The organism is Chryseobacterium sp. GVT01B, from assembly GCF_019970045.1.
Classification (GTDB): Bacteria; Bacteroidota; Bacteroidia; order Flavobacteriales; family Weeksellaceae; genus Chryseobacterium.
In genome coordinates, this window is record NZ_JAHXYI010000007.1 from 252179 (window position 1) to 272295 (window position 20117).

Consider the following 20117-nt stretch of genomic DNA (forward strand, 5'->3'; position numbering starts at 1 on the left):
TTTTGCACCTTTATTTATAATTATTTTAAATAAGGCTGAAAAAATGATACAATCAAATGAATGTATGCTCTCATCAGGGCATATGGATCATTCTGGAGCTATTCCTCAGAATGATATACCTACCCATCACAAGATACAATGGTCTAAGCAGCTGCTCATCCTTTTCTTTTCGTTTCTGAGCTTTGCAACTCTATATGCACAGGATTTACATGGTGGAATAACCGGAAAAGTGAGTATGGTAGACGGACAGCCTCTGAGAGCAATATCAGTCTCATTACTTGAAACAGATCGACAAACCCTGACAGATGATGAAGGGAATTATCATTTTGAAAATCTTAATGCAGGTTCTTATACCCTAAAATTACAAATTCTGGGAAGTAAGGAAATCCGTCTTCCTGTTGAGGTTAAAACAGGAGAAGATACAAAACTGGACTATCAGCTTACCAAAGAAAATATTCAGGCGATACAAGAGGTGGTTATCATGAAAAACACCAACAGATTTTCCAAGAAAGAAAGCGGGTTTGTAGCAAGATTACCCTTAAAAAACTTAGAAAATCCACAAGTATACAATACGGTGACAAAAGAACTTTTTCAGGAACAGGTTGCTGTAGATCTGGGAAGTATTTCTAAAAATGTACCGGGAGCAGGAGTGCCCATGATTGCCAATCAGGGGAGAGTAACATTCCGTTCAAGAGGATTTGAAACAGAGCCTAATGCAAGAAATGGAGTGGCAGGAGCAGCATTCTCAGTGATTGATCCTGTAAACCTTGAACGTATAGAAGCTATTAAAGGACCGTCAGCTACATTATTCGGGAAAAGTGTTGCCAGCAGCTACGGTGGAGTCTACAACAGAGTGACGAAAAAGCCCTATAATAATTTTGGCGGTGAAGTAGGCTATGTGGGTGGAAGCTGGAGTTATAACAGGTTAACAGTAGATGTGAATACTCCTGTTAATAAAGATAGAACTGCTCTTTTCCGTCTTAATGCAGCGGGAACTTTTGAAAAGAGTTTTCAGGACCTCGGGTTTACCAATTCTTTAGCGATTGCACCTAGTTTCTCTTACCAGATCAACGATCGTATGTCGCTTCTTCTTGATGTGGAATTTAATCAGGCAAAAGGAACATCTGTTGTTCGTTTCAATCCTTATACAGGAAATAACAAAACACAGTCTATTGCAGATATGAAATTTCCGTATTATAAAAAATTCTTAGGAGATGATCTGGCGTATGATACGCAGATGATGAATATCTTTGCCCAGCTGAACTATAAAGTTTCAGAAAACTGGACTTCCCAGACTATATTATCACGTGCAAGATCAACAATCAAAGGATACATTTCTGCAATTAACGGAAAAACAGACTCTACAGCAAGTGCTCAGGTAATGGTGGGAACAACTTCATTTATTGCCACCAATATCCAGCAGAATTTTATTGGAGATTTCCATATCGGGCGTTTCAGAAACAGAATGGTGGTGGGATTGGATTATTATAACAATTCCAATCATTTCGACCGTTATCATACCAATACCAAAGTATTCAACTTTGTTCATCCTTCAGCGGATTTCAGAGTGAATCAGAATATCATCGATGCCCTTACGGCAACTTCTGCTTTCAGAAAAGAAAACAATAGCGACAATACCTATGCGGCGTATGTATCGGATGTATTCAATATTACAGACCAGCTTATGGTAATGGCTAGTTTGAGGGTAGACAGGTTTCAGTTTAAAGGAGTTTATGATATTACTACAGGGGAAATTAAAGGAGGTTTAAGCAATAGCGGAACCCAGTCAGGTCCCTATGGACAGACCGCTTTTTTACCTAAGATGGGAATCGTATATGAAATATTGAAAAATAAGGTTTCCTTGTTTGGAAATTATATGAATGGTTTCAATAACGTAAGCGGTGTTGATATCAATGGAAATACATTCAGACCGGAATATGCCAATCAGTTGGAATTTGGGGTGAAGGCAGATATTTTCAATCACAGACTGGTAGGAACGTTAAGCTATTATAACATTCGTGTAGATAATATTTTACGAAGCAACCCTGATGATGTCAATTATTCAATACAGGACGGAACACAGCTAAGCAAAGGAATAGAAGCTGAAATTACTGCCAATCCGTTTGATGGATTCAATATCGTGGCGGGATATGCTTATAATGACAGTAAATATACCAATGCCAATCCTTCTGTTGACGGTTTAAGACCTGCATTATCAGGCCCAGCCAATATGTACAATTTCTGGATCAGCTACCGGATCTCTGAAGGAAAATTAAAAGGCCTTGGAATAGGTGGAGGAGGAAATATGGGTTCCTCTTCTTATCAAACCAATACACAAACAGCGAAAGTTATAATCCCATCTTATAAAATGTTTGATCTTGGGATTTTTTACGATCAGCCGAAATATAGAGTAGGATTGAAATTCGATAATATAACCAATGAAAAAGCATGGTCTGTACGTCTTACGCCACAGGCTCCGGCACGTTTTCTTGGAACTGTTTCTTTAAAGTTTTAAATAATTATTATAATTGAAAAAATCCCGGACTGATGTTCGGGATTTTTATTTTTATGATTAAGATAAGATCAGTTGATCCAAAGGCAGTAATTATTCCGGTAACGTATTTTTCCATAGGAATTCCCATGAAAAGTTCCGGGAGTATTGTCATTCCAGTCTTGTCGGATTACATACAGCCCTGCAAGAGTTGGTTTAAATACAGCCTGATGGTTTTCATCAATAGAAATGTTTTTCTCCCAGTTTTCGGGGTTAAATATCCTGATGACAGTTCCTTTTTCAACAGGTTTCATGTTTCTGTACGGAGAAATAGTATAAATGCCATTCTTCTCCTCAAGAATAATATCCATGAACTGAGCTGGCGACATCATCTCTGAAGGTTTCCCGACATGATAAGCACTACACATAAAATCAATTGGTTTTACATTTTCAGCAGGATTTTTAGAACGAAGAAGAACGGGCTGCTGATCGTTCATTCCTAAAATCCGGTAAGTTCCCTCCTGATCTGGGATGAAAGTTCCTTCCCAATAGTCTCCCTTCATTTGTAATTCAAACTTTGATTTTTCCCCTTTGGCATTCAGGATAAAGAATTGGAAATTTTTGATTTCATGAAATTCTGGTCCGGTGGTCCGGTGGCGCTCGCTAAGATCATCAATAAAACCATAAAAAACCTGAACTTTTACAGGATCTTTTAATTTTCCCGATCCGTGAATTTCCATCCAATAGGCACTGGCTTTCGCCAATTGCGGAAATAGAAAAAATGTTGAAAATAATAACAATGAGAATACTGCCCTGAATGTATACATATTGAAAAGTCCTGTTTGAATAAGCGAATTTAGTGAAAAAAGAAATAAACAAATTTCTGGATTCAATAGTTTTCTCGTCATGCAGCATATGAAAAATGTTTTACGGAATAGTAAATTGCCACAGCATACAAAATACTGTGGCAATCTGATTTATGGACTGGTTTATTTATATTTTAGTTTTGCCCTGTCTTACACATGGCATCCCATGTTGTCCAAAAGTGGGCATTAATAGCGCCAATAGGAGGATTAGTGCTGTCTGCAACGATGCCCACCATAGAAGCACAGTTGGAGTTACAGCCTATTTCATTATGGCTTCCGTTCTGAGGCGGAATCTGACGCCATGTACCGGTAGATCCGCTTAGTAATTCTACTTTAATCTCAAAGATCCCTGAAAGATTGGGAGTCTGAATTTGTTTGGTCGGATTTTCACTGGAAATCGTATCCATCCAGTTTCCCTGTGAGAATGTTACGCGCCATGTAGATATCATTCTGGCGGTGTCGTTTTGAGGTGAAAGATATACCCAAAACTGTGCTCCGTTTCCAAGTACTAATTGACCTGAAGAATTTGCATTTACACTTGTTGATGTCATATTGATTTGGATTTTAGTTGATTAGATTGTAATTCAAAGTAACGAAGAACAGAAATGATATTGTATAGTATAAATAACCAATTATGTTTTTGAGTATAAATACTTATGAGGTTGAGAATTGAATATGAATCAAGAATTTTAACCAAAAAATAAGCCTGTGCTTCATTAGCACAGGCTTTAATTTTTTTTGCAGAGAGGAAGGGATTCGAACCCTCGATACAGTTACCCGTATACTACCTTTCCAGGGTAGCTCCTTCAACCACTCGGACACCTCTCTTTTTGAGATTGCAAAAATAGTGTAATTTCTTTAATATCCAAATTATTCTTGCAATTTAATCCGTAATTTCTCCACAAAGGCTTCTGGTGAAATTATCAGCAAAACTTCCGGAGTAGCTTGGATTATCAATAAGGTGCATCGCTTTGGTAATAGCTGTTTCTGCGGTCATATCTCTTCCGCTGATTGCTCCGATTCTGGAAAAAATATTACTGTTTTCATACTTTCCGAATGAAATACCTCCTGATATACACTGGCTTACCACTACGATTTCCGTTCCGTTATTTCGGATTTCCTGAAGTGTTTCCTGGGTTTTTGCACTGCTGAAAATGGTTCCCGAACCAAATACCTGAAGGATAAGCACCTTCATTTTAGGAATTTCTCTGAAATGACTTAAGTGCATTCCCGGAAAAATTCTCCAGAATAAAACATCTTCAGAAATATGTTCATCTACATGGAATTCTACTTCAGGATCACAACGGAACAGGTTATCTTTAAGAATATTCAAATGAACTCCGGACTGTCCCAGAATAGGGTAGTTCGGGCTTGCATACGCATCAAAATACTCGGCAGAATATTTCAACGTTCTGTTTCCTCTTAATAATTTATATTCAAAATAGATGGCAACTTCCTGAATGACTGCTTCATCATTTTCATAAAGACTGGCATAATAAAGGCTGGTCAGAAGATTTTCCTTGGCATCTGTTCTCAGATCACCAATCGGAAGCTGAGAACCGGTCATGATGACGGGCTTTCTTAATCCTTTTAACATGAAGCTTAATGCTGATGCTGTATAAGACATGGTGTCAGTTCCGTGAAGAATCAGAAATCCGTCGTAGTCATTATAGTTTTTAAGAATATAATTGGCGATAATCCTCCATTCTTCAGGTCCCATATCCGATGAATCCAGTGGTTTGGCGAAAGGATGAACAAAGACTTCACATTCCATAAGCCTCATTTCAGGCATCTTTTCAAATATATTACCAAAATCAAAGGCACGGAGACTTCCGGTTTCATAATCTTTTTCCATCCCGATGGTTCCACCGGTATAGATGAGCAGGACTTTTCGCTTCATGTACTATTTTTAATTAAGAATTGGAGCCCGATTAGGGTTCATAGGTCAAAATTACGTTAATTTGCAAAGATTTGAAAATGAATGAAACGCTTAGATCGAAATTTTATAAAAATAAGATAGTAATTATAGGCGTTATATTAGGCTATTGAAAAAATAACTAAATGCAGATGAGTGATTTAGCACAGACTTATGAATATTTAAAACAGTTTTTAACCGAAGAAAGATTGACAAAAATTGAACATTTTTCGCAGGAAAGTTCAGACTTTGTGCTTCCGGTTGTAGAAGATGTCTATCAGTTTAGAAACGCTGCAGCAATTGTACGCTCTGTGGAGGCTTGCGGCTTTCATAAAGTAGTCGCTTTACAGGAAGAATATAGTTTTGAACCTAATCTTAGGGTAACAAAAGGCGCAGATACCTGGGTTGAAGTAGAAAAACTTCCCCGGAATATGGAATCCTTTCAGAGTATTAAAGACAGAGGATATAAAATTGTGGTGGTTTCATTAGAAAATAATGCTAAAATGCTTCCTGAATATGAAATTACAGAGCCGATTGCATTGGTTTTCGGAACCGAAATGGAAGGGGTGTCTCAGGAAATTTTAGACTTTGCAGATGAGACACTGGCAATTCCGATGTATGGTTTTACGAGAAGTTTTAATGTTTCGGTAGCAGCTTCAATCTGTATGTATGAACTGAAACAGAAGCTGATCAAATCTGATATTGATTATAAATTGGATGAAGAAAAACTTTTAAGGATGAAAATTCTCTGGACCGTAAATTCAATCAGAAGCGGACAGCAGATCTTTGAGAAATATCTGAGAGAAAATAATATTGACTGGAAATAAGATTCAGAAATAAAAAAGAGAAGGTTTAGTGCCTTCTCTTTTTGTTATCTATATCATGTTATAATAATTCCATGCGGCTACAAAAACTCCTGCAGTTTCCGTTCTGAGCCTTTGATTTCCGAGAGAAACGGCTTTTACTTTATTTTCTGCCAGAAATGCAATTTCCTTTTCAGAAAAATCACCTTCAGGGCCTATTAAAAAGGTAAGCTGTTTCAGTTGAGGAATATTTTTAAGATCAATTCTTTCCAGATTCTCATGACAGTGTGCTACAAAAGTGTATTCTGAATCAGTATTTTTCAGGAAGTCCGTTAGTTTTACAGCATCATTGATGACCGGAAAATGAAATCTCAGACTTTGCTTCGATGCAGCAACAGCCTGTTTCCTGATTTTATCAATATTAATATTTTTACGTTCCGTTTTCTCGGTTACGATAATACTGATCTCCGAAATGCCCATTTCCACAGCTTTCTCCACAAAAAACTCAATCCTGTCAATATTCTTGGTAGGAGCAATCGCAATATGAAGTTGAGGAGTGAATTCCGGTAGATTTTCTTTGATCTCAGAAACATCAATACCTGCTTTTTTACCTTCTATAACCAGTTTTCCGGAAGCAAGTTTTCCTTTTCCATCCGTCACATGAATATCCTCACCATCTCTCATACGAAGCACTTTTACAATATGCTGTTGTTCTTCGTCATGGATGATGACCTTATGATCTGTTATTTCTCCGTAAAATAGTTTCATATATCCTGAGTTAAGAATGCAACTCCTGTTTTTATAGTTGTGTAGATGTCTGTATCACATTCACGGTAAGAACACATGTATATTTCTTCAATCCAGATATTGTTGATGAAAATCAGATTTAAGTATTCCTGTTTTCTCAAATTATTCTTGATTGATAAATAGTCTCCTTCTTTTGGAGTATAAGGAAAACTGAAAAGATGTTCAGAATTTATTTTTTTTATAATTTCCTCTTTTATATCCTGAATATATCCTGTCTCAGAACTTGATGGAAAGTAATCTAAGGTATTTTCTGCATCTTCATTTTTTCCTGTAACCGTTTCTAATACCCAGTAATATTTTGAGTTCTTTTTAGAATGCGTGCCCAGTACTTTTTCTTCTAAGAGTATTTTCATAAATCGTATTTTGCCGTTGCCGAAGTTCTCAAATCTGTAAATTCACCTCTCTCAAACTTCAGTTTTGCTACCATGGCAATCATCGCAGCATTGTCTGTTGTATATTCAAACTTAGGAATGAAGATACTCCAGCCCAGCTTTTCCTTGTTATCTTCCATTGCTTTTCTCAGAGCAGAATTGGCAGATACACCACCTGCAATAGCAACTTTATTGACGTTAAGATCCTGAGCCGCTTTTTCAAGTTTATTCATCAGGATTTCAATGATGGATTTCTGTACAGATGCACATAGATCATTTAGATTTTCCTTGATGAAATCCGGATTTTTTCTGACTTCCTTCTGAATGAAATATAATACCGAAGTTTTAATACCGCTGAAAGAATAATCATAGTTTTCCAGCTTTGGTTTGTTGAATTTAAACGCATCAGGATTCCCTTCTTTGGCAAGTCTGTCAATGATAGGTCCGGCAGGGTAGTCAAGGTCAAAAATCTTTCCGATTTTATCAAAAGCTTCTCCCGCGGCATCGTCAATGGTTTTACCGATAATTTCCATATCAAAATAGTCTTTTACCAGTACAATCATGGTATGTCCGCCACTTACCGTAAGACATAAGAATGGAAAAGTAGGCGGCACAGGATTTGCATCTTCGATGAAATGGGCCAGAATGTGGGCTTGAAGGTGATTTACTTCGATCAATGGTACATTCAGGCTCATAGCCAAAGACTTAGCAAATGATGTTCCTACAAGAAGAGATCCTAAAAGTCCCGGTCCGCGAGTAAATCCTATAGCAGAGATAGCATTTTGTTGTATATTTGCTTTAGAAAAAGATTTTTCAACAACGGGGATAATATTTTGCTGATGGGCCCGTGAAGCCAATTCAGGGACAACACCACCATATTCTTTATGGATGGCCTGGTTCGCGGCAATGTTTGAAAGAATAGAATTTCCCTTGATGATAGCTGCTGAGGTGTCGTCGCAGGACGATTCAATACCTAAAATTATAGAGTCGCTCATAATAATGGCAAAGTTAGAGAATAATAACGAGAATGAGAATAAAAAATCGGTAGCTGAAAACCTAGGGGATCAGGTACAGAAAACTGTTGAAAATGTAGAAGAAAAAGTTCGGGAGACAGTAAAAGAAGCATCTGAGCTGGCTTCAGATGCCATACATCATCCTGTGGAAACGGCTGAAGAGTTTGGAAAACAGGCGATGAAAGATGTTACCAGCTATACCTGGTGGGGAAAACTTCTCTTGATTCTCTTTTGGCTTGGCTTATTTCTGGTAGGAGGTATATTGGTTGTTATCAATCTTCCGGTGACAAAACAATGGGCAGCAGATCAGGCTCTTCAGATCGTAAATAAAGATTTCAAATCAGGGTTTTCCACGGAAAGTGTGGATGTTAACTACTTTGGAGATGTAACGATAAAAGGTTTAAAAGTAAAAGATTATAAAGGATTTGATTTTATAAAAGCCCGCGAATTCCGTGCAGATTCAGACTGGATATCTCTTGCTGTGAATGCTATTTCAGGAAAAAGCAATTCTTTAAGCTTTAATTCCCTGACTCTCGTTAATGCCGAAGTAAGAGTAATTACCTATAAAGGAGACAGCATATCTAATTTTGTAAGATTTACAGAACTCTTTGATGACGGAAAGAAAAGAAATCCGAACAAACCTCCTTTTCAGCTGAATTCCAGAGTACAGATTATTGATTCTAAAGTTTCTATCATCAACGAAAACTCCCCCGGAGAACAGGGAAAATGGCTAACGGCAACACAATTCAACTTAAAAGCACCGAATGTAAAAGTCAACGGACCGAATGTTTCGGCTTTGATTAATAATATGTCATTTGTGACCTCAAGATGGGGGAAATCTCATATTGTGGATACTTTTTCAACAGAACTGTCTTTAACGAAACAGTTTTTGTCATTGAAAGACCTTACACTGAATACCGATCATACCTTACTTCAGGGGGATATTAAATTTAATCTTCATGACGGATCATGGTCAGATTTTGCTGACAGAGTACGATGGGATATGAATATTCAACAGGGAAGCCAGGTGAGTGGTTATGACATCAGCTATTTTGTGACGAACTGGGATAATATAAAACCGTTCAATCTTTCAGGGACGATGACGGGACCTTTAAATAAGTTCCATCTGGAGAATTTCCTGATCAGAAATCCTGATGTGAATATTGCAACCAAAACGATGAAGGTTGATAACCTGCTGAAAGGACATTTTGCCATCGAAACAAAAGATCTTTCCGCAGATTTTACTTACAAAGATTTAAAAGCAATGATGCCATCCTTTATCTCTAAAAAGATGAAGAACTTTGCGGATGATTTCGGGAAATTAAAGTATAATGGAACAGCAAGAGTAAATCCGGATCAGATCTATGTGGACAGTGGGAATTTAATGACAGGAATAGGGCAGGCTAAAATTTCCAAGCTTACATTATCGGGTTACAGCACCGCAATGCCTAAATATTCCGGTTATCTTGATGTAAAAGATCTTAATACATCTGTTATTACAAAGAATAAAACGGTAGGCTTGATCTCCGGTAAATTTGATCTTAACGGGCAAAGCTTTGATGTAAATACCATGCGTCTGACCACTAAATCTCAGATTGCAAGCGTTGAAATTATGGATAAAACGATCAATAATCTGTATCTGGATGGATTATTGGATCATAAAAAATACAACGGACTTATTACCGTTAATGATGAGCAGGCAAAAGCTACAATAAAAGGATTAATAGATTTCAGTACTTCAAGAGTGGCTATGGATGTCAACGCAGATGTCACCTACCTGAATATGAACTATTTTACCAATAAGCCTGGCAGCCAGGTGGTAAGCGGTCAGGTTGAAGGAAAGATGGCTATGTCTTCCATTAATGATCTTACGCTGGACGTTAATGCCAACAATCTGAACTTTGCTACTGCAACTCAAAAATATAATATTCCGAATGCTAAATTAAAAACCTTTGTAGAAGCAGGAGGCCGTGTGATTGATGTGGATGCTCCGGGAGCTGCCACAGGGAAGATATCGGGAAGATACAGCCTGGCAGATCTTGCAGGAATGGTAGAAAACGGAGTCGGAAAAATATTGGTGGGACCACCGCCGAGAAAATTATACCGCGGACAGAATTTTGCCCTGAAGTTTGATGTTCAACAGGGATTGGTCAATTACTTTTTACCGGAGCTTAGACTTCCTCAGGGAGCTATTGTAGAAGGTGAATATGACGGAAATTCAAACAACCTGATTCTGAATCTGGATGCTGCTTCTTTAAAATATATGATGACGAAGGAAGAAGAAATTACAGATGCTGATAAAGCGCTGGCAGATTCCAATCCTGATTATAAAGTTAATGACCGAAAAAATATCAACAGAGACAGTGCAATGGTGGATAGTGTTAAAGTGAGAATTAACACGGCTGACCTTAATCAGCAATTGTATGCAAGGATTAATAGGGTAGTTTATAACAAAAATGTTATCAAAGATTTTGAACTCAAAGGGAATAATGAGAATGGAAATACCCTTCATTTAGCTACCGTATTCAAGCATGGAAGTCCTGATGATGAAATTAATGAAAAGCTTAAAGAATACGCTATTAATGTAGACCAGTCTACCGATGCGGCTGGTGATTATGTGTTCAGATTTGAGCCTACTGAAGTGAAATTTAATGAAGTGACCTGGGCCATAGATACAAGTCCGGAACTCAATCATTCCATTACCTATAGAAGGAAGACCGGAGATTTTGATATCAGAAACCTAAGGGTTTATTCCGATAAAAGTGCCTTGTTTATTAAAGAAGCACAGTTTAAATCGGCAAAAGATTTTTATCTGGATGCCGATATCAATGACTTTTCAATAGAAAAACTTCTGGAAATGCAGTCCGGAGGAAATACAATGGATATCAAGGGTCTTGCCAACGGAAGTGTCAAGATCAAGATGGATAAAAGTACACTTCAGCCACTGGTAGATCTTAATATTGATGATATCAAGATGAACGGCAATGATATGGGAGATATCTCTATTTCTGCCACCAATGGTTTCTCACTGAACGTTTATGATATTGATGTAAAAGTACATTCTGCGGGTGTTCTTGGGAATAATAGTCTTAATCTGACAGGAACTGTTAACAATAACACTTCTTCTCCGATCATTGATCTTACGGCAGAAATGCGTGATTTTGACCTGTCATTTACTCAGCAGTTTGTACAGACTGTTTTTGCAAACCTGAGAGGAAAAGCAACCGGAGACCTTAAAATCAACGGAAAACTAAGCAATCTTGACTATAGCGGTGATATTGCTTTAAAAGATTTCGGATTAAAGCTTTTGTTTACCGGAGTAGATTATTCATTTGATGACACTGTAATTCAACTGACCAAAGGATTAGCCATCCTCAACAATATTGAAGTACATGATGGAAGAACCAATTCTAAAGGGAATATTTCCGGGGCGATCCAGTTTGAGACGCTTTCTTCAATGGGGGTGTCTCTCGTAATGAGGGCAGACAATCTGTTGATGCTTAATACTACTCAAAAAGATTTCGATCTGTTCTGGGGAAGAGTTTACGGACAGGGAGATCTTTATGTGGATGGACCTGTTTCTGGATTAAGTATTACAACTCCTAATATGAAGGCACTTAACGGAAGTACCTTTACCTTTAATTCCAGTTCTACATCCAATGTTGAAGAATTCAAAATGCTGAGGTTCCTGAAAGAAGGAAAAGACGGTCTGATTACACTGGAAGAAAAGAAGAAAACAGGAGCCAATATGAATATTGATTTCAATCTGGCCGTAGATAAGGGAACTACTGTAAATGTACTGGTAGGAGATGATGTAGGAAATATTACCGTAAAAGGTTCTGCAGATCCGTTGAGGTTCCACATGAACAGACAGGGAAATATCGCCATGAGCGGTACCTATAAAGTAGACAATGGAACATTTGTATCTAAAGCGATTCTTAACAAGACCTTCCAGATCGAAAGAAACAGTAGTATTAGGTGGGATGGTGACGCTATGAAGCCGGCACTGGATATTAATGCCAATTATATAAGGATGGTAGCCAATGTTGGGGAATATCTGAGTATGGGAAAACTACAGCCTATCAGTGTTTTATTACAGGCTCATATTACCCAATCTTTAGTAGACCCTCAGATTGATCTGAATGTAACGGCTATGGATGTATCCAGTCAGGTAAGAGAAACACTGGCTGCTAAAATGAGCCAGGAAGGAGAGAAAGTACTTCAATTCGGTTCAGTTCTTTTGTTGAGCACCTTTAACGTATCCAATAGTGGTGGAGTAGAAGTAAATGTAGGTAACGTTGCAGAATCGCAAGGGTATAATATGCTTCTTAAGCAGCTGGGGTCTGTTCTTAATACAATGAGCAATGAATTTCAGATTGACCTTAATTATGTAAAAGGAGACCAGAACTCGACCGTCGGAGACAGAGCCAATGCAGGAGTAAGTGTAGCGGTTTCTCCTAGAGTTAATATTAAAACTGGATTAGGAATTCCTCTGTCGAAAACAGATAATACACAGAATAACTACCTTTCCGGAGAAGGGTCTGTAGAATATGATCTTTCAAAAAAGAATGATGGAAGTTTAATCATACGAGGATACTCTAAACCTACCAATATTGGTATGGGTATGGTGAGTACAAACGGCTCTGCGAATCAAGCCTATGGAGGAGGGGTTGTGTGGAGTAAAAGCTTCAATTCTTTGTTTAAAAAGAAGAAAAAAGACAAAAAAACTTCAGGTGCAAAAGGTGAAATAAAAACAGATTCTATAAAATCAAATGGTAAATAATCAGAATATTTTAATGATTTTTATCATCTGTGTTAATTATTGTTAATATTTGATATATATTTTTTAGTTAAATTATTTTTCGTAAATTTGCAAAAAATACATAGATTTTTTAAAGAAATTGTAATTTAACTAATATGAACTATCAACTGGACGAAATAGACAAGAAAATTCTTGATTTCTTAGTAGAAAACACAAGAATGCCTTTTACTGAAATTGCAAAGCAGATGGATGTTTCTGCTGGAACAATTCACGTAAGAGTGAAAAAGATGGAAGATGCAGGTATTATTTTGGGATCATCTCTTAATATCGATTATGGTAAGCTGGACTATCACTTTACAGCTTTCATAGGGATCCTTTTGACAAAATCAAACCGTACTCAGGAAGTATTGAAAGAATTGTCAACTTTACCTAACGTCATTGAAGCTAGCGTTATTTCCGGAAAATATAATATTTTCTGTAAAGTAAGAGCTAAGAACACGGATGATGCTAAAAGAATTATTTACCAGATAGACGACATTCAGGACGTAATGAGAACTGAAAGTATGATCTCTATGGAAGAATTCTTAAGTGACAAAAATAGATTGATCAACGCTATCTCTATATAAGTCAAATTTTAAACGAATAATTATAAAAGAACTTATGAAATTTCTCATAAGTTCTTTATTTTTGTAGGTATGGAAGAATACAGTTATTTTGACGAAGATCCGAAGAAAGGATGGGGATTTGTATTGGCATTTGCAGCCCTGATGTTGTTTACTATAATGGGGCTTGGAATAGATGTGGATGAATATCTGCAGCATGAATATCTGGAGATCCCGAGGTGGTATTTCTACGTTATTTTCTCAATTGATGTATTAATGATGATTGGACTGGTACTGATGTTCTTCTACAGAAAAATAGGAATCTTCATGTTCCCGGCTTTACTGGTGATGCACTTCTTTATGCACAATTATTACCTGTCTACATTCCTGTATACAGATGTTACCAACCTTTTCCTGTTTACAGGATTCGGAATGCTGGCCATTATCCCGAAATGGAAGTTTTTCAAATAAGAATATAATCCTTTATGATAAGACGAACGGCTTTTAAATTCAATTTAAAAGCCGTTCTTGGATATAAGAGGGGATGAGAAACACTATCTGAGTTCTAATGAATGAAAAATTTTTTGCTTCAAAGGATTTTTTGTCCAGTCTTCCCAGACTCCTGTATAGGGATTATAACCGCATTTTAGAGGTTTTGATATATTCAGGTCTTCTTTGCTTTTTTCTGCATTTTCGGTGTATGCCCTGCAGTCTGTGCAGACATAACGGAACTCGCAGTCCTTACAGATTTCTATATTGTCTTTGGTCAGATCCCAATATTTTTTGAAATCACTCTGGGTGATTGCTTTTTCAAGACTGTGATTATGAATATTTCCAAAGCTTTCAACCATCAGCGGGCAGTTTTTAATGGTGCCGTTTCGGTCAATACCCATCTTTTTATACAGGCAGGAATTGTGGTTCATTGCTTCCAGTACTTTTGGAAGGTTGGTATTGAAATATTTCAGTTCCACTTTTCCACAGGCAGATATTTTCAGGTCATCTTTTAGAAAATTAAGCGAGAATCTGTATTCATCTTTAGCTTTGAAAGGAGGTTTCGAACAATTGTAGAAAATGAGACTGTATATTCTGACTGTATTTTTGTGAAGAGCCTGTATAAAAGATAGATTGGTTTCCTGATGAAACGGGGAAAAAATTTCTATTCCTGACAGCACTGAGGTTTTAAAAATATTATCAATTTCTATGAATTCATTTATTGTTAACGGTTTCAAACTGTAAATAACCAAATGTTTAATGCCAAGGTTTTCTACAGAAGGTTTTATTTTTTTCAGCAGCTCAATATCTTCCATTTCGATAAAGAGATTTGTTATAGCACTGGGCTCATGATATTCATAAGAAAGAGGAGGGAAGTTCCTGTCCCAATCGTTTTCAGTAACAAATCCATATTCTTTTTCCAGCATGAGATTAATGTATTCCTGAACAATCGGCCTGGATTCTTCATCATAATCTTTTAGGATGTCTTCAAGAGAATGATTTTTCATTTCTTCTATCATCTCGTATAATTCCAAAGGATATAGTTCAGATACATTTCTCTGTAGGTCTGAAATAAGAATTCTGCTGGCTCCTTTTGTAATGAGAATTGTTGAGAAAAGATTAAAGTATTTCATAGCAATCTTGTCAGAAATTTATAAGGATTAAGTTTAGCATAAGAATCCGTATAATATTTTTCACAAGGAATGGTGATGCTAAAATGCTTTTTCTCACGGCTTTTACTTTTTACAATGTCAATATATTTAAAGGTGAGAGGCAGTTTATGCTTTTCTTTATTAGTAAAATCTCTTTTCATAAATAATCAGCTATTTCTTTTTCCAATAAATAATTACACATTACTGACATTCCCAGAAACTGGCCTACAGGGTTGACTTCTAAAAAATAATATTTACTATCATTTTTAACGAAATCAAGAGAACCGGAATTAAGATCTAATGACTGCATTAGCAGATGTATTTTTTGTTCAATATTTTTCGGAAGATTATAAGGGATTTTTCTATTTGGTTTTTCATCATTATATTTCCTAAAGTCAATTTTAGTTTGATTATCATTTTGCGAAAAGATGGCTGTAGACCAAACTTTACCATTTAGATAAAAGCTTCTGATCTCGAAGTCTTTTTCAATTTTTTCCTGAAAGAAGGTGATAAAAAAATTTTCGTCTTCATTTTCTTGAACAATTGTTGTATACATCATACCGCTTGAATCTTTGAGTATGTTTTCCATTCGCGGATTTCCACCAATGGTTTTGATGATTGTTTTATTTAAAGTAACATCATCTGTGGTGTCAGACAGAAAATAATCCGGAACATCTAATCCTGCCTTTTGCGCCTCTTCAAGTACGAGAAGTTTATTGATATCACTATTGCTTTGTTTATTGATATGTTTTTTTGACTCTAAAAACTTAATTATATAATCTTCCAGCCAGTGTTGATATTCATTCATATTGAGATTAATTGCTTCATTTTTATAATGTAGACGGTTAAACTTCAATCCACCTCTTCTATACCATATACTGGTAATTTCATCAATAAAAAAACAATTTCTCGGGCTTTCTAGATAAATCCGTCTTTCTTTGATTTTAATATCAAAAATTTCCTCTTCTTGCACCCGGATAAAGCTTTTCTCCAATTTTAGTAGCCATTTAATGACTTCTGTAGTGGTTATTTCGTTATTTTGAGAAATAATGAGTATCAATTTTTCTTTTTTATTTTTTTGAAGAAATCTTTTGTAATCAACTGAGCATGATTTAAGCTTGGCAACCCAATGCTTTTGCGATTACGATTGACGGTTGCAGAATCTTTTATATTTTCATAACCTTGATAAACGCCATAAGTATAAGGTACTTTATGATGTAAATTATTTCTATCTATCATAGCAGCGTAGTCTCGTGGTGGACATTCACCAGATTTTACATACTCTAATACTTTTATTTTCAAATATTGGTAATACTCTTCATAGTCAGCCATGTGAAGTAATATCGGTCCCGAGGGCATCAAAAAATCACCATTCCATAAACCTATTTTTTGCATGTCTGGAAATCCATAGTTCTCAAACATCCACTTCAGAAGCTCAGCATTCTTCTTGTCATTTTTATTGATATCTGCATAATTTGAATCAATACGGCTGTCTTGATCACGTTTAAACGCAACTGTAAAAGAATCTACAAGTTTTTGATTAAGTCTTTTTTTCCATTCCTCAACTTTCAATTCCATTTCCTGCCTGCCAATACCATATTTTTGATAGAGTTGTATGAAGCCGGAGTCTTGCTTTTTATATTTCCAATTAGGTGCAACTAACGGAATAAGCTTGTAAAGACTTTTCTTCCCTCCGAAATTTTTGTGATGTTGATCTGCAAGCTTTATGTAATTTTCATATTCTTCTCTCCGGTCCTGGTTTTTGGGAGGGTATTGTCTGAATATTTTTTTGTACTGCTTGATCGTAAATATTGTATCCTTTTGAAAACGAAATATACTGTCGATTTTATTGATTTTATTATAATAAGTTATATAGTTTAAATTTCTGCTCTTACAAGCTGTAAGAGTAAAAAATATAACTATTAAAGCATATGAAGTATAGTTCCAAATATCTTTTTTCATAAATCCTCTAACGAATATGATCTGATAAAAGAGATAGAGGGATAGCCCTCTATCTGTGATAATATTAATTAAGACTAGTATCGATTTTTAAAGTACTGATATGAACTCCATCTTTCCAAGTCTCTTTATCATAACATGTAGAACCACAATCTGTTTCTACATATTTATAACCATCTCCACCTAAAATAGATTTTAAATCTTTTCTTTGTAGTTTTTTGTTTTCTGTAGAAGAGAAGCCACTCTTCATTCCATTTAATTTTTTCATTTTGATAATTTTTGTTGTGTTGTGTAAAATCATTTGTGCCATATAAACCCTGACATTGGGAGTGAATACTTTACATATTTTTATGTACTGTACACATACATACAAAGATGTAGAATGCATTCCGTCAACGTTGATGTTTTCAAATCTATAAATATTCAGTTCACTTCATTGGGATAAAATGTGTAAGTGGTTTGTATATTTTGTGTACAAATATGCTTATGCAAGTTGTGTATATATGAGAAGGTTTGGTGAAATATTTTAAATATTGAAAAGTATAAAGTGAACTCTGAAAATGTTAAGAAAGCTTAGGAATGTAATAGCATATTATAGAGTAAGATATTCTATTGTACAATATGGTGAAATGAATGAATTTAACATTAGAAATAATATGGTAATTCATCATTTTGAAAGGAATTTGCATGTTTCTAAGGATGTTTTTAGTGAAAAAAGTACTGGTTTTGAATGAAAAATGATCTGAAAAAAGTATTGCTTTTATATTCTTTCACCATCTAAGCAGTTGTGTTCAGTCATAAAAATGATTTTTTTTAGTTTAGCTCGGTAGGTTTTTTGTGATTTAAAATATAGTGTTGAAATGTAGTTACAGTTTAGAAATTAAATACCCCGTAAAAAGTCTGAAATCATATCTTAATTTATACCGAACTTCTTTTTTAATCGGTATTTGGTCATTCTATATTTTCCCACTCTTACATCAAAAGAAACAGAAGGTATGTGCAGGAATAATCCAAATACTTAATGTAAAGCTCTAAAATACACTAGCTATAATCATGAATTTGGCTATACTTATAAAGAATATAATGTGCTGATTTGATAGGATAAAGGTATTTTTACCGCCCATTTTAAAAAAGAAAAGAAGTATGGATTTTGAAATTTTGAAACAGCAGATAGAAGATGCTGCTAAGAAAGCTTTTTTAGAAGTGTATGAAAAACATGGAACAGAAGGGATTTACAGCTTTGCATTGTACAGTGATGAGGGTGCAATGACAGTATGCCCAGCAGCAAATACCATAAAAGTACTGGAAGCAGCAGATGAAGATGATGCTCTTTATTATAAGTATGAACCGGCAGAATGGATCTATGAAATGGAAGGAGCCGATGGAGAGTTCAATGAAATCTGTACTCAACTGAGAGCAGAGCTGGATCAGCATGACGACGATGATCAATGGTTTGATGGTTTTCAGGCTAAGTTGTATTCTACCTGTATAGAAGTGCTGGAAAAACTTAAAAATGAGAACTTTTTTACAAAGATAACAGGCAAGGATATTTTCCTGATTTTCACGGTCTCAGATTATGAGTTTGAGAGGGAAGAACTGAAAAGTCTTATCGTAAGCCTTAATGATAACGAATACAGAAGTGAATATCTGAACTGGATGGCTACCTGGGGCAATTAAAAGAATGACAAATTAAAAAAACACTTTAAATATATACATATGAAGCCCGATAAAATAATTGTCTCAGAAGCCTCTTATCAATCACAGTCTCACTAAACCTTTATAATATCATTATCAGAAACCAGAAATTAAACAACAATTATATTAATTATGAACAATTACAAATTTTATAAGCAGGAAGGAAATCAATATATTTTTAAAAACCAGCCGGTATTTGTATCTGTGCTTTGTATTATCTTTCTGATTGTAGCAGGACTGCTCTTTAATAGTGTAAGAACTCTTAGCTATGTCATCATTGCTGTGGTGGCACTTATTCTGGTTAATTTTTTTACTAAGAAATTCATCATTGATATGGATCGCATGACGATTACAGGAAAACATACCATTTTCGTTCCGGCCAGAACCTATCCGATAGAGAACTTCAGAAACTTTCATGTGCTGGCAACAAAATACATGGGTTTTATCACCACAAATGTAATGCTGTCGATGTATTTTGAAGTGAATGGCAAAGAAAAACAGCTTACGATAGGCCAGGCTCTTACCCAAAAAGGAATACAGAAGATGGTGAATGAAACAGAGGACATTATGAACATTAATAATCCTGAGAATGGATATCAGAGACCGCTATAAGTTTGAAGAAAACGGAAGTGAAATAAGCTTTATGCCCAACTACAATTTCCTGCGTACTTTAGTATGGTGGCTGGCGTTGGGGGTGATTGCTCTTCCTGTAATTCTATATTATTTTAAAGGTAAAACTTCCGGAGATCAGTTTAAAATTGCAATGGGACTATGGGGAATTTATATGATCTACTTCCTGTTTGATTTGTTTTTCAGGGTTCCTGTGAAATATATTTTTGATAAATCAGAGAAGTCTATTTACAGAAAACTTTTACTGTCCAAAAAACTCATGAATTTTGATGAAATGACCTATTTTGTCAATGATGAAAGAGGAGGATACTACTATTCAATTGGGAAAAAGAGAAATCAGTTTGTGAAAAACTACAGAATCAGTAATTATTTCTCAGGTTCAAAAGCTTCAGACAGAAGAGAAGACGATTACGTCAGGGAAATATTATGCCCGGTTCTGATTGCTGTAGGAATTCCTTTGAATCAACAGGAACAATAATAGTCAGGATAAAAACTAATACAATGAAGAATAGATGTATAACCATTCCCCTCCGCCGGAGGGGTGGCAAAAATTCAAAGAA

The 20117-nt window shown here is 35.8% G+C and carries 18 protein-coding genes and 1 tRNA gene; 8 read left to right on the forward strand and 11 right to left on the reverse strand.

Annotated features, from left to right (window positions below; translation table 11 throughout):
- Positions 1-43 precede the first annotated feature (43 nt).
- The gene (locus LC457_RS18410) at positions 44-2515 is read left to right on the forward strand and encodes a TonB-dependent receptor (RefSeq protein ID WP_223601170.1); all 2472 of its coding nucleotides are present in this window, start codon (positions 44-46) and stop codon (positions 2513-2515) included.
- A 68-nt stretch (positions 2516-2583) separates the two neighbouring features.
- Here LC457_RS18410 and LC457_RS18415 read toward each other — a convergent pair whose 3' ends face one another.
- From LC457_RS18415 to LC457_RS18430, 4 genes are all read right to left on the reverse strand, one after another.
- Positions 2584-3318: a hypothetical protein gene (locus LC457_RS18415; RefSeq protein ID WP_223601171.1), complete on the reverse strand. Its 735-nt coding sequence runs from the start codon at positions 3316-3318 to the stop codon at positions 2584-2586.
- A 173-nt stretch (positions 3319-3491) separates the two neighbouring features.
- Entirely contained in the window at positions 3492-3908 is a 417-nt protein-coding gene (locus tag LC457_RS18420; protein ID WP_223601172.1) for a hypothetical protein, read from the reverse strand.
- Positions 3909-4098: 190 nt separating this feature from the next.
- A tRNA-Ser gene (locus LC457_RS18425) sits at positions 4099-4185 on the reverse strand.
- Between the two features lie 55 nt (positions 4186-4240).
- A complete protein-coding gene (locus tag LC457_RS18430; protein WP_223601173.1) occupies positions 4241-5257 on the reverse strand; it encodes an asparaginase in 1017 nt (338 codons plus the stop codon).
- 161 nt (positions 5258-5418) lie between these two features.
- Here LC457_RS18430 and LC457_RS18435 point away from each other — a divergent pair, with 161 nt between their 5' ends.
- Positions 5419-6099, forward strand: a complete 681-nt coding sequence (locus LC457_RS18435) for a TrmH family RNA methyltransferase (RefSeq protein WP_374200562.1) — start codon at positions 5419-5421, stop codon at positions 6097-6099.
- A gap of 48 nt (positions 6100-6147) precedes the next feature.
- On the opposite strand, the gene LC457_RS18440 is transcribed toward LC457_RS18435, so the two are convergent.
- Genes LC457_RS18440 through tsaD form a run of 3 tightly spaced genes read right to left on the reverse strand, consistent with a single transcriptional unit; the run spans position 6148 to position 8248 of the window.
- Positions 6148-6843, reverse strand: coding sequence for a 16S rRNA (uracil(1498)-N(3))-methyltransferase (locus LC457_RS18440; RefSeq protein WP_223601175.1), 696 nt, complete (start codon positions 6841-6843; stop codon positions 6148-6150).
- The gene (locus LC457_RS18445) at positions 6840-7235 is read right to left on the reverse strand and encodes a hypothetical protein (RefSeq protein ID WP_223601176.1); all 396 of its coding nucleotides are present in this window, start codon (positions 7233-7235) and stop codon (positions 6840-6842) included. Before LC457_RS18445 ends, LC457_RS18440 begins: the two co-directional genes overlap by 4 nt.
- Complete coding sequence (gene tsaD, locus LC457_RS18450; protein ID WP_047424252.1) at positions 7232-8248, reverse strand: tRNA (adenosine(37)-N6)-threonylcarbamoyltransferase complex transferase subunit TsaD; 1017 nt, start codon at positions 8246-8248, stop codon at positions 7232-7234. The genes LC457_RS18445 and tsaD overlap by 4 nt, the downstream gene beginning before the upstream one ends.
- Before the next feature lie 4 nt (positions 8249-8252).
- Here tsaD and LC457_RS18455 point away from each other — a divergent pair, with 4 nt between their 5' ends.
- From LC457_RS18455 to LC457_RS18465, 3 genes are all read left to right on the forward strand, one after another.
- Positions 8253-13049 (forward strand): translocation/assembly module TamB, encoded by a 4797-nt coding sequence (locus LC457_RS18455; RefSeq protein ID WP_223601177.1) that lies wholly within the window; start codon positions 8253-8255, stop codon positions 13047-13049.
- 134 nt (positions 13050-13183) lie between these two features.
- Positions 13184-13654 (forward strand): Lrp/AsnC family transcriptional regulator, encoded by a 471-nt coding sequence (locus LC457_RS18460; RefSeq protein ID WP_039371059.1) that lies wholly within the window; start codon positions 13184-13186, stop codon positions 13652-13654.
- Positions 13655-13723: 69 nt separating this feature from the next.
- The gene (locus tag LC457_RS18465; RefSeq protein WP_047373649.1) at positions 13724-14101 is read left to right on the forward strand and encodes a hypothetical protein; all 378 of its coding nucleotides are present in this window, start codon (positions 13724-13726) and stop codon (positions 14099-14101) included.
- An 83-nt stretch (positions 14102-14184) separates the two neighbouring features.
- Here the strand turns inward: LC457_RS18465 and gwsS are convergent, their stop codons facing one another.
- From gwsS to LC457_RS18485, 4 genes are all read right to left on the reverse strand, one after another.
- A complete protein-coding gene (gene gwsS / locus LC457_RS18470) occupies positions 14185-15255 on the reverse strand; it encodes a grasp-with-spasm system SPASM domain peptide maturase (protein WP_223601178.1) in 1071 nt (356 codons plus the stop codon).
- A 175-nt stretch (positions 15256-15430) separates the two neighbouring features.
- Complete coding sequence (gene gwsG / locus LC457_RS18475) at positions 15431-16333, reverse strand: grasp-with-spasm system ATP-grasp peptide maturase (protein ID WP_223601179.1); 903 nt, start codon at positions 16331-16333, stop codon at positions 15431-15433.
- Positions 16330-17235 carry a hypothetical protein gene (locus tag LC457_RS18480; RefSeq protein WP_223601180.1) on the reverse strand — a complete coding sequence of 302 codons (906 nt, stop codon included), beginning with the start codon at positions 17233-17235 and terminating at the stop codon, positions 16330-16332. Before LC457_RS18480 ends, gwsG begins: the two co-directional genes overlap by 4 nt.
- Positions 17236-17299: 64 nt before the next feature.
- The gene (locus LC457_RS18485) at positions 17300-17500 is read right to left on the reverse strand and encodes a TIGR04139 family peptide modification target (protein WP_223601181.1); all 201 of its coding nucleotides are present in this window, start codon (positions 17498-17500) and stop codon (positions 17300-17302) included.
- A gap of 875 nt (positions 17501-18375) precedes the next feature.
- Between LC457_RS18485 and LC457_RS18490 the strand changes: the two genes are divergently transcribed.
- The 3 genes from LC457_RS18490 to LC457_RS18500 all read left to right on the forward strand — a co-directional run bounded on the left by LC457_RS18490 (position 18376) and on the right by LC457_RS18500 (position 20035).
- A complete protein-coding gene (locus LC457_RS18490) occupies positions 18376-18909 on the forward strand; it encodes a DUF4303 domain-containing protein (RefSeq protein ID WP_223601182.1) in 534 nt (177 codons plus the stop codon).
- Between the two features lie 150 nt (positions 18910-19059).
- A complete protein-coding gene (locus tag LC457_RS18495) occupies positions 19060-19539 on the forward strand; it encodes a hypothetical protein (RefSeq protein ID WP_223601183.1) in 480 nt (159 codons plus the stop codon).
- Positions 19517-20035 (forward strand): hypothetical protein, encoded by a 519-nt coding sequence (locus LC457_RS18500; RefSeq protein ID WP_223601184.1) that lies wholly within the window; start codon positions 19517-19519, stop codon positions 20033-20035. The genes LC457_RS18495 and LC457_RS18500 overlap by 23 nt, the downstream gene beginning before the upstream one ends.
- The last annotated feature ends 82 nt before the right edge of the window (positions 20036-20117 follow it).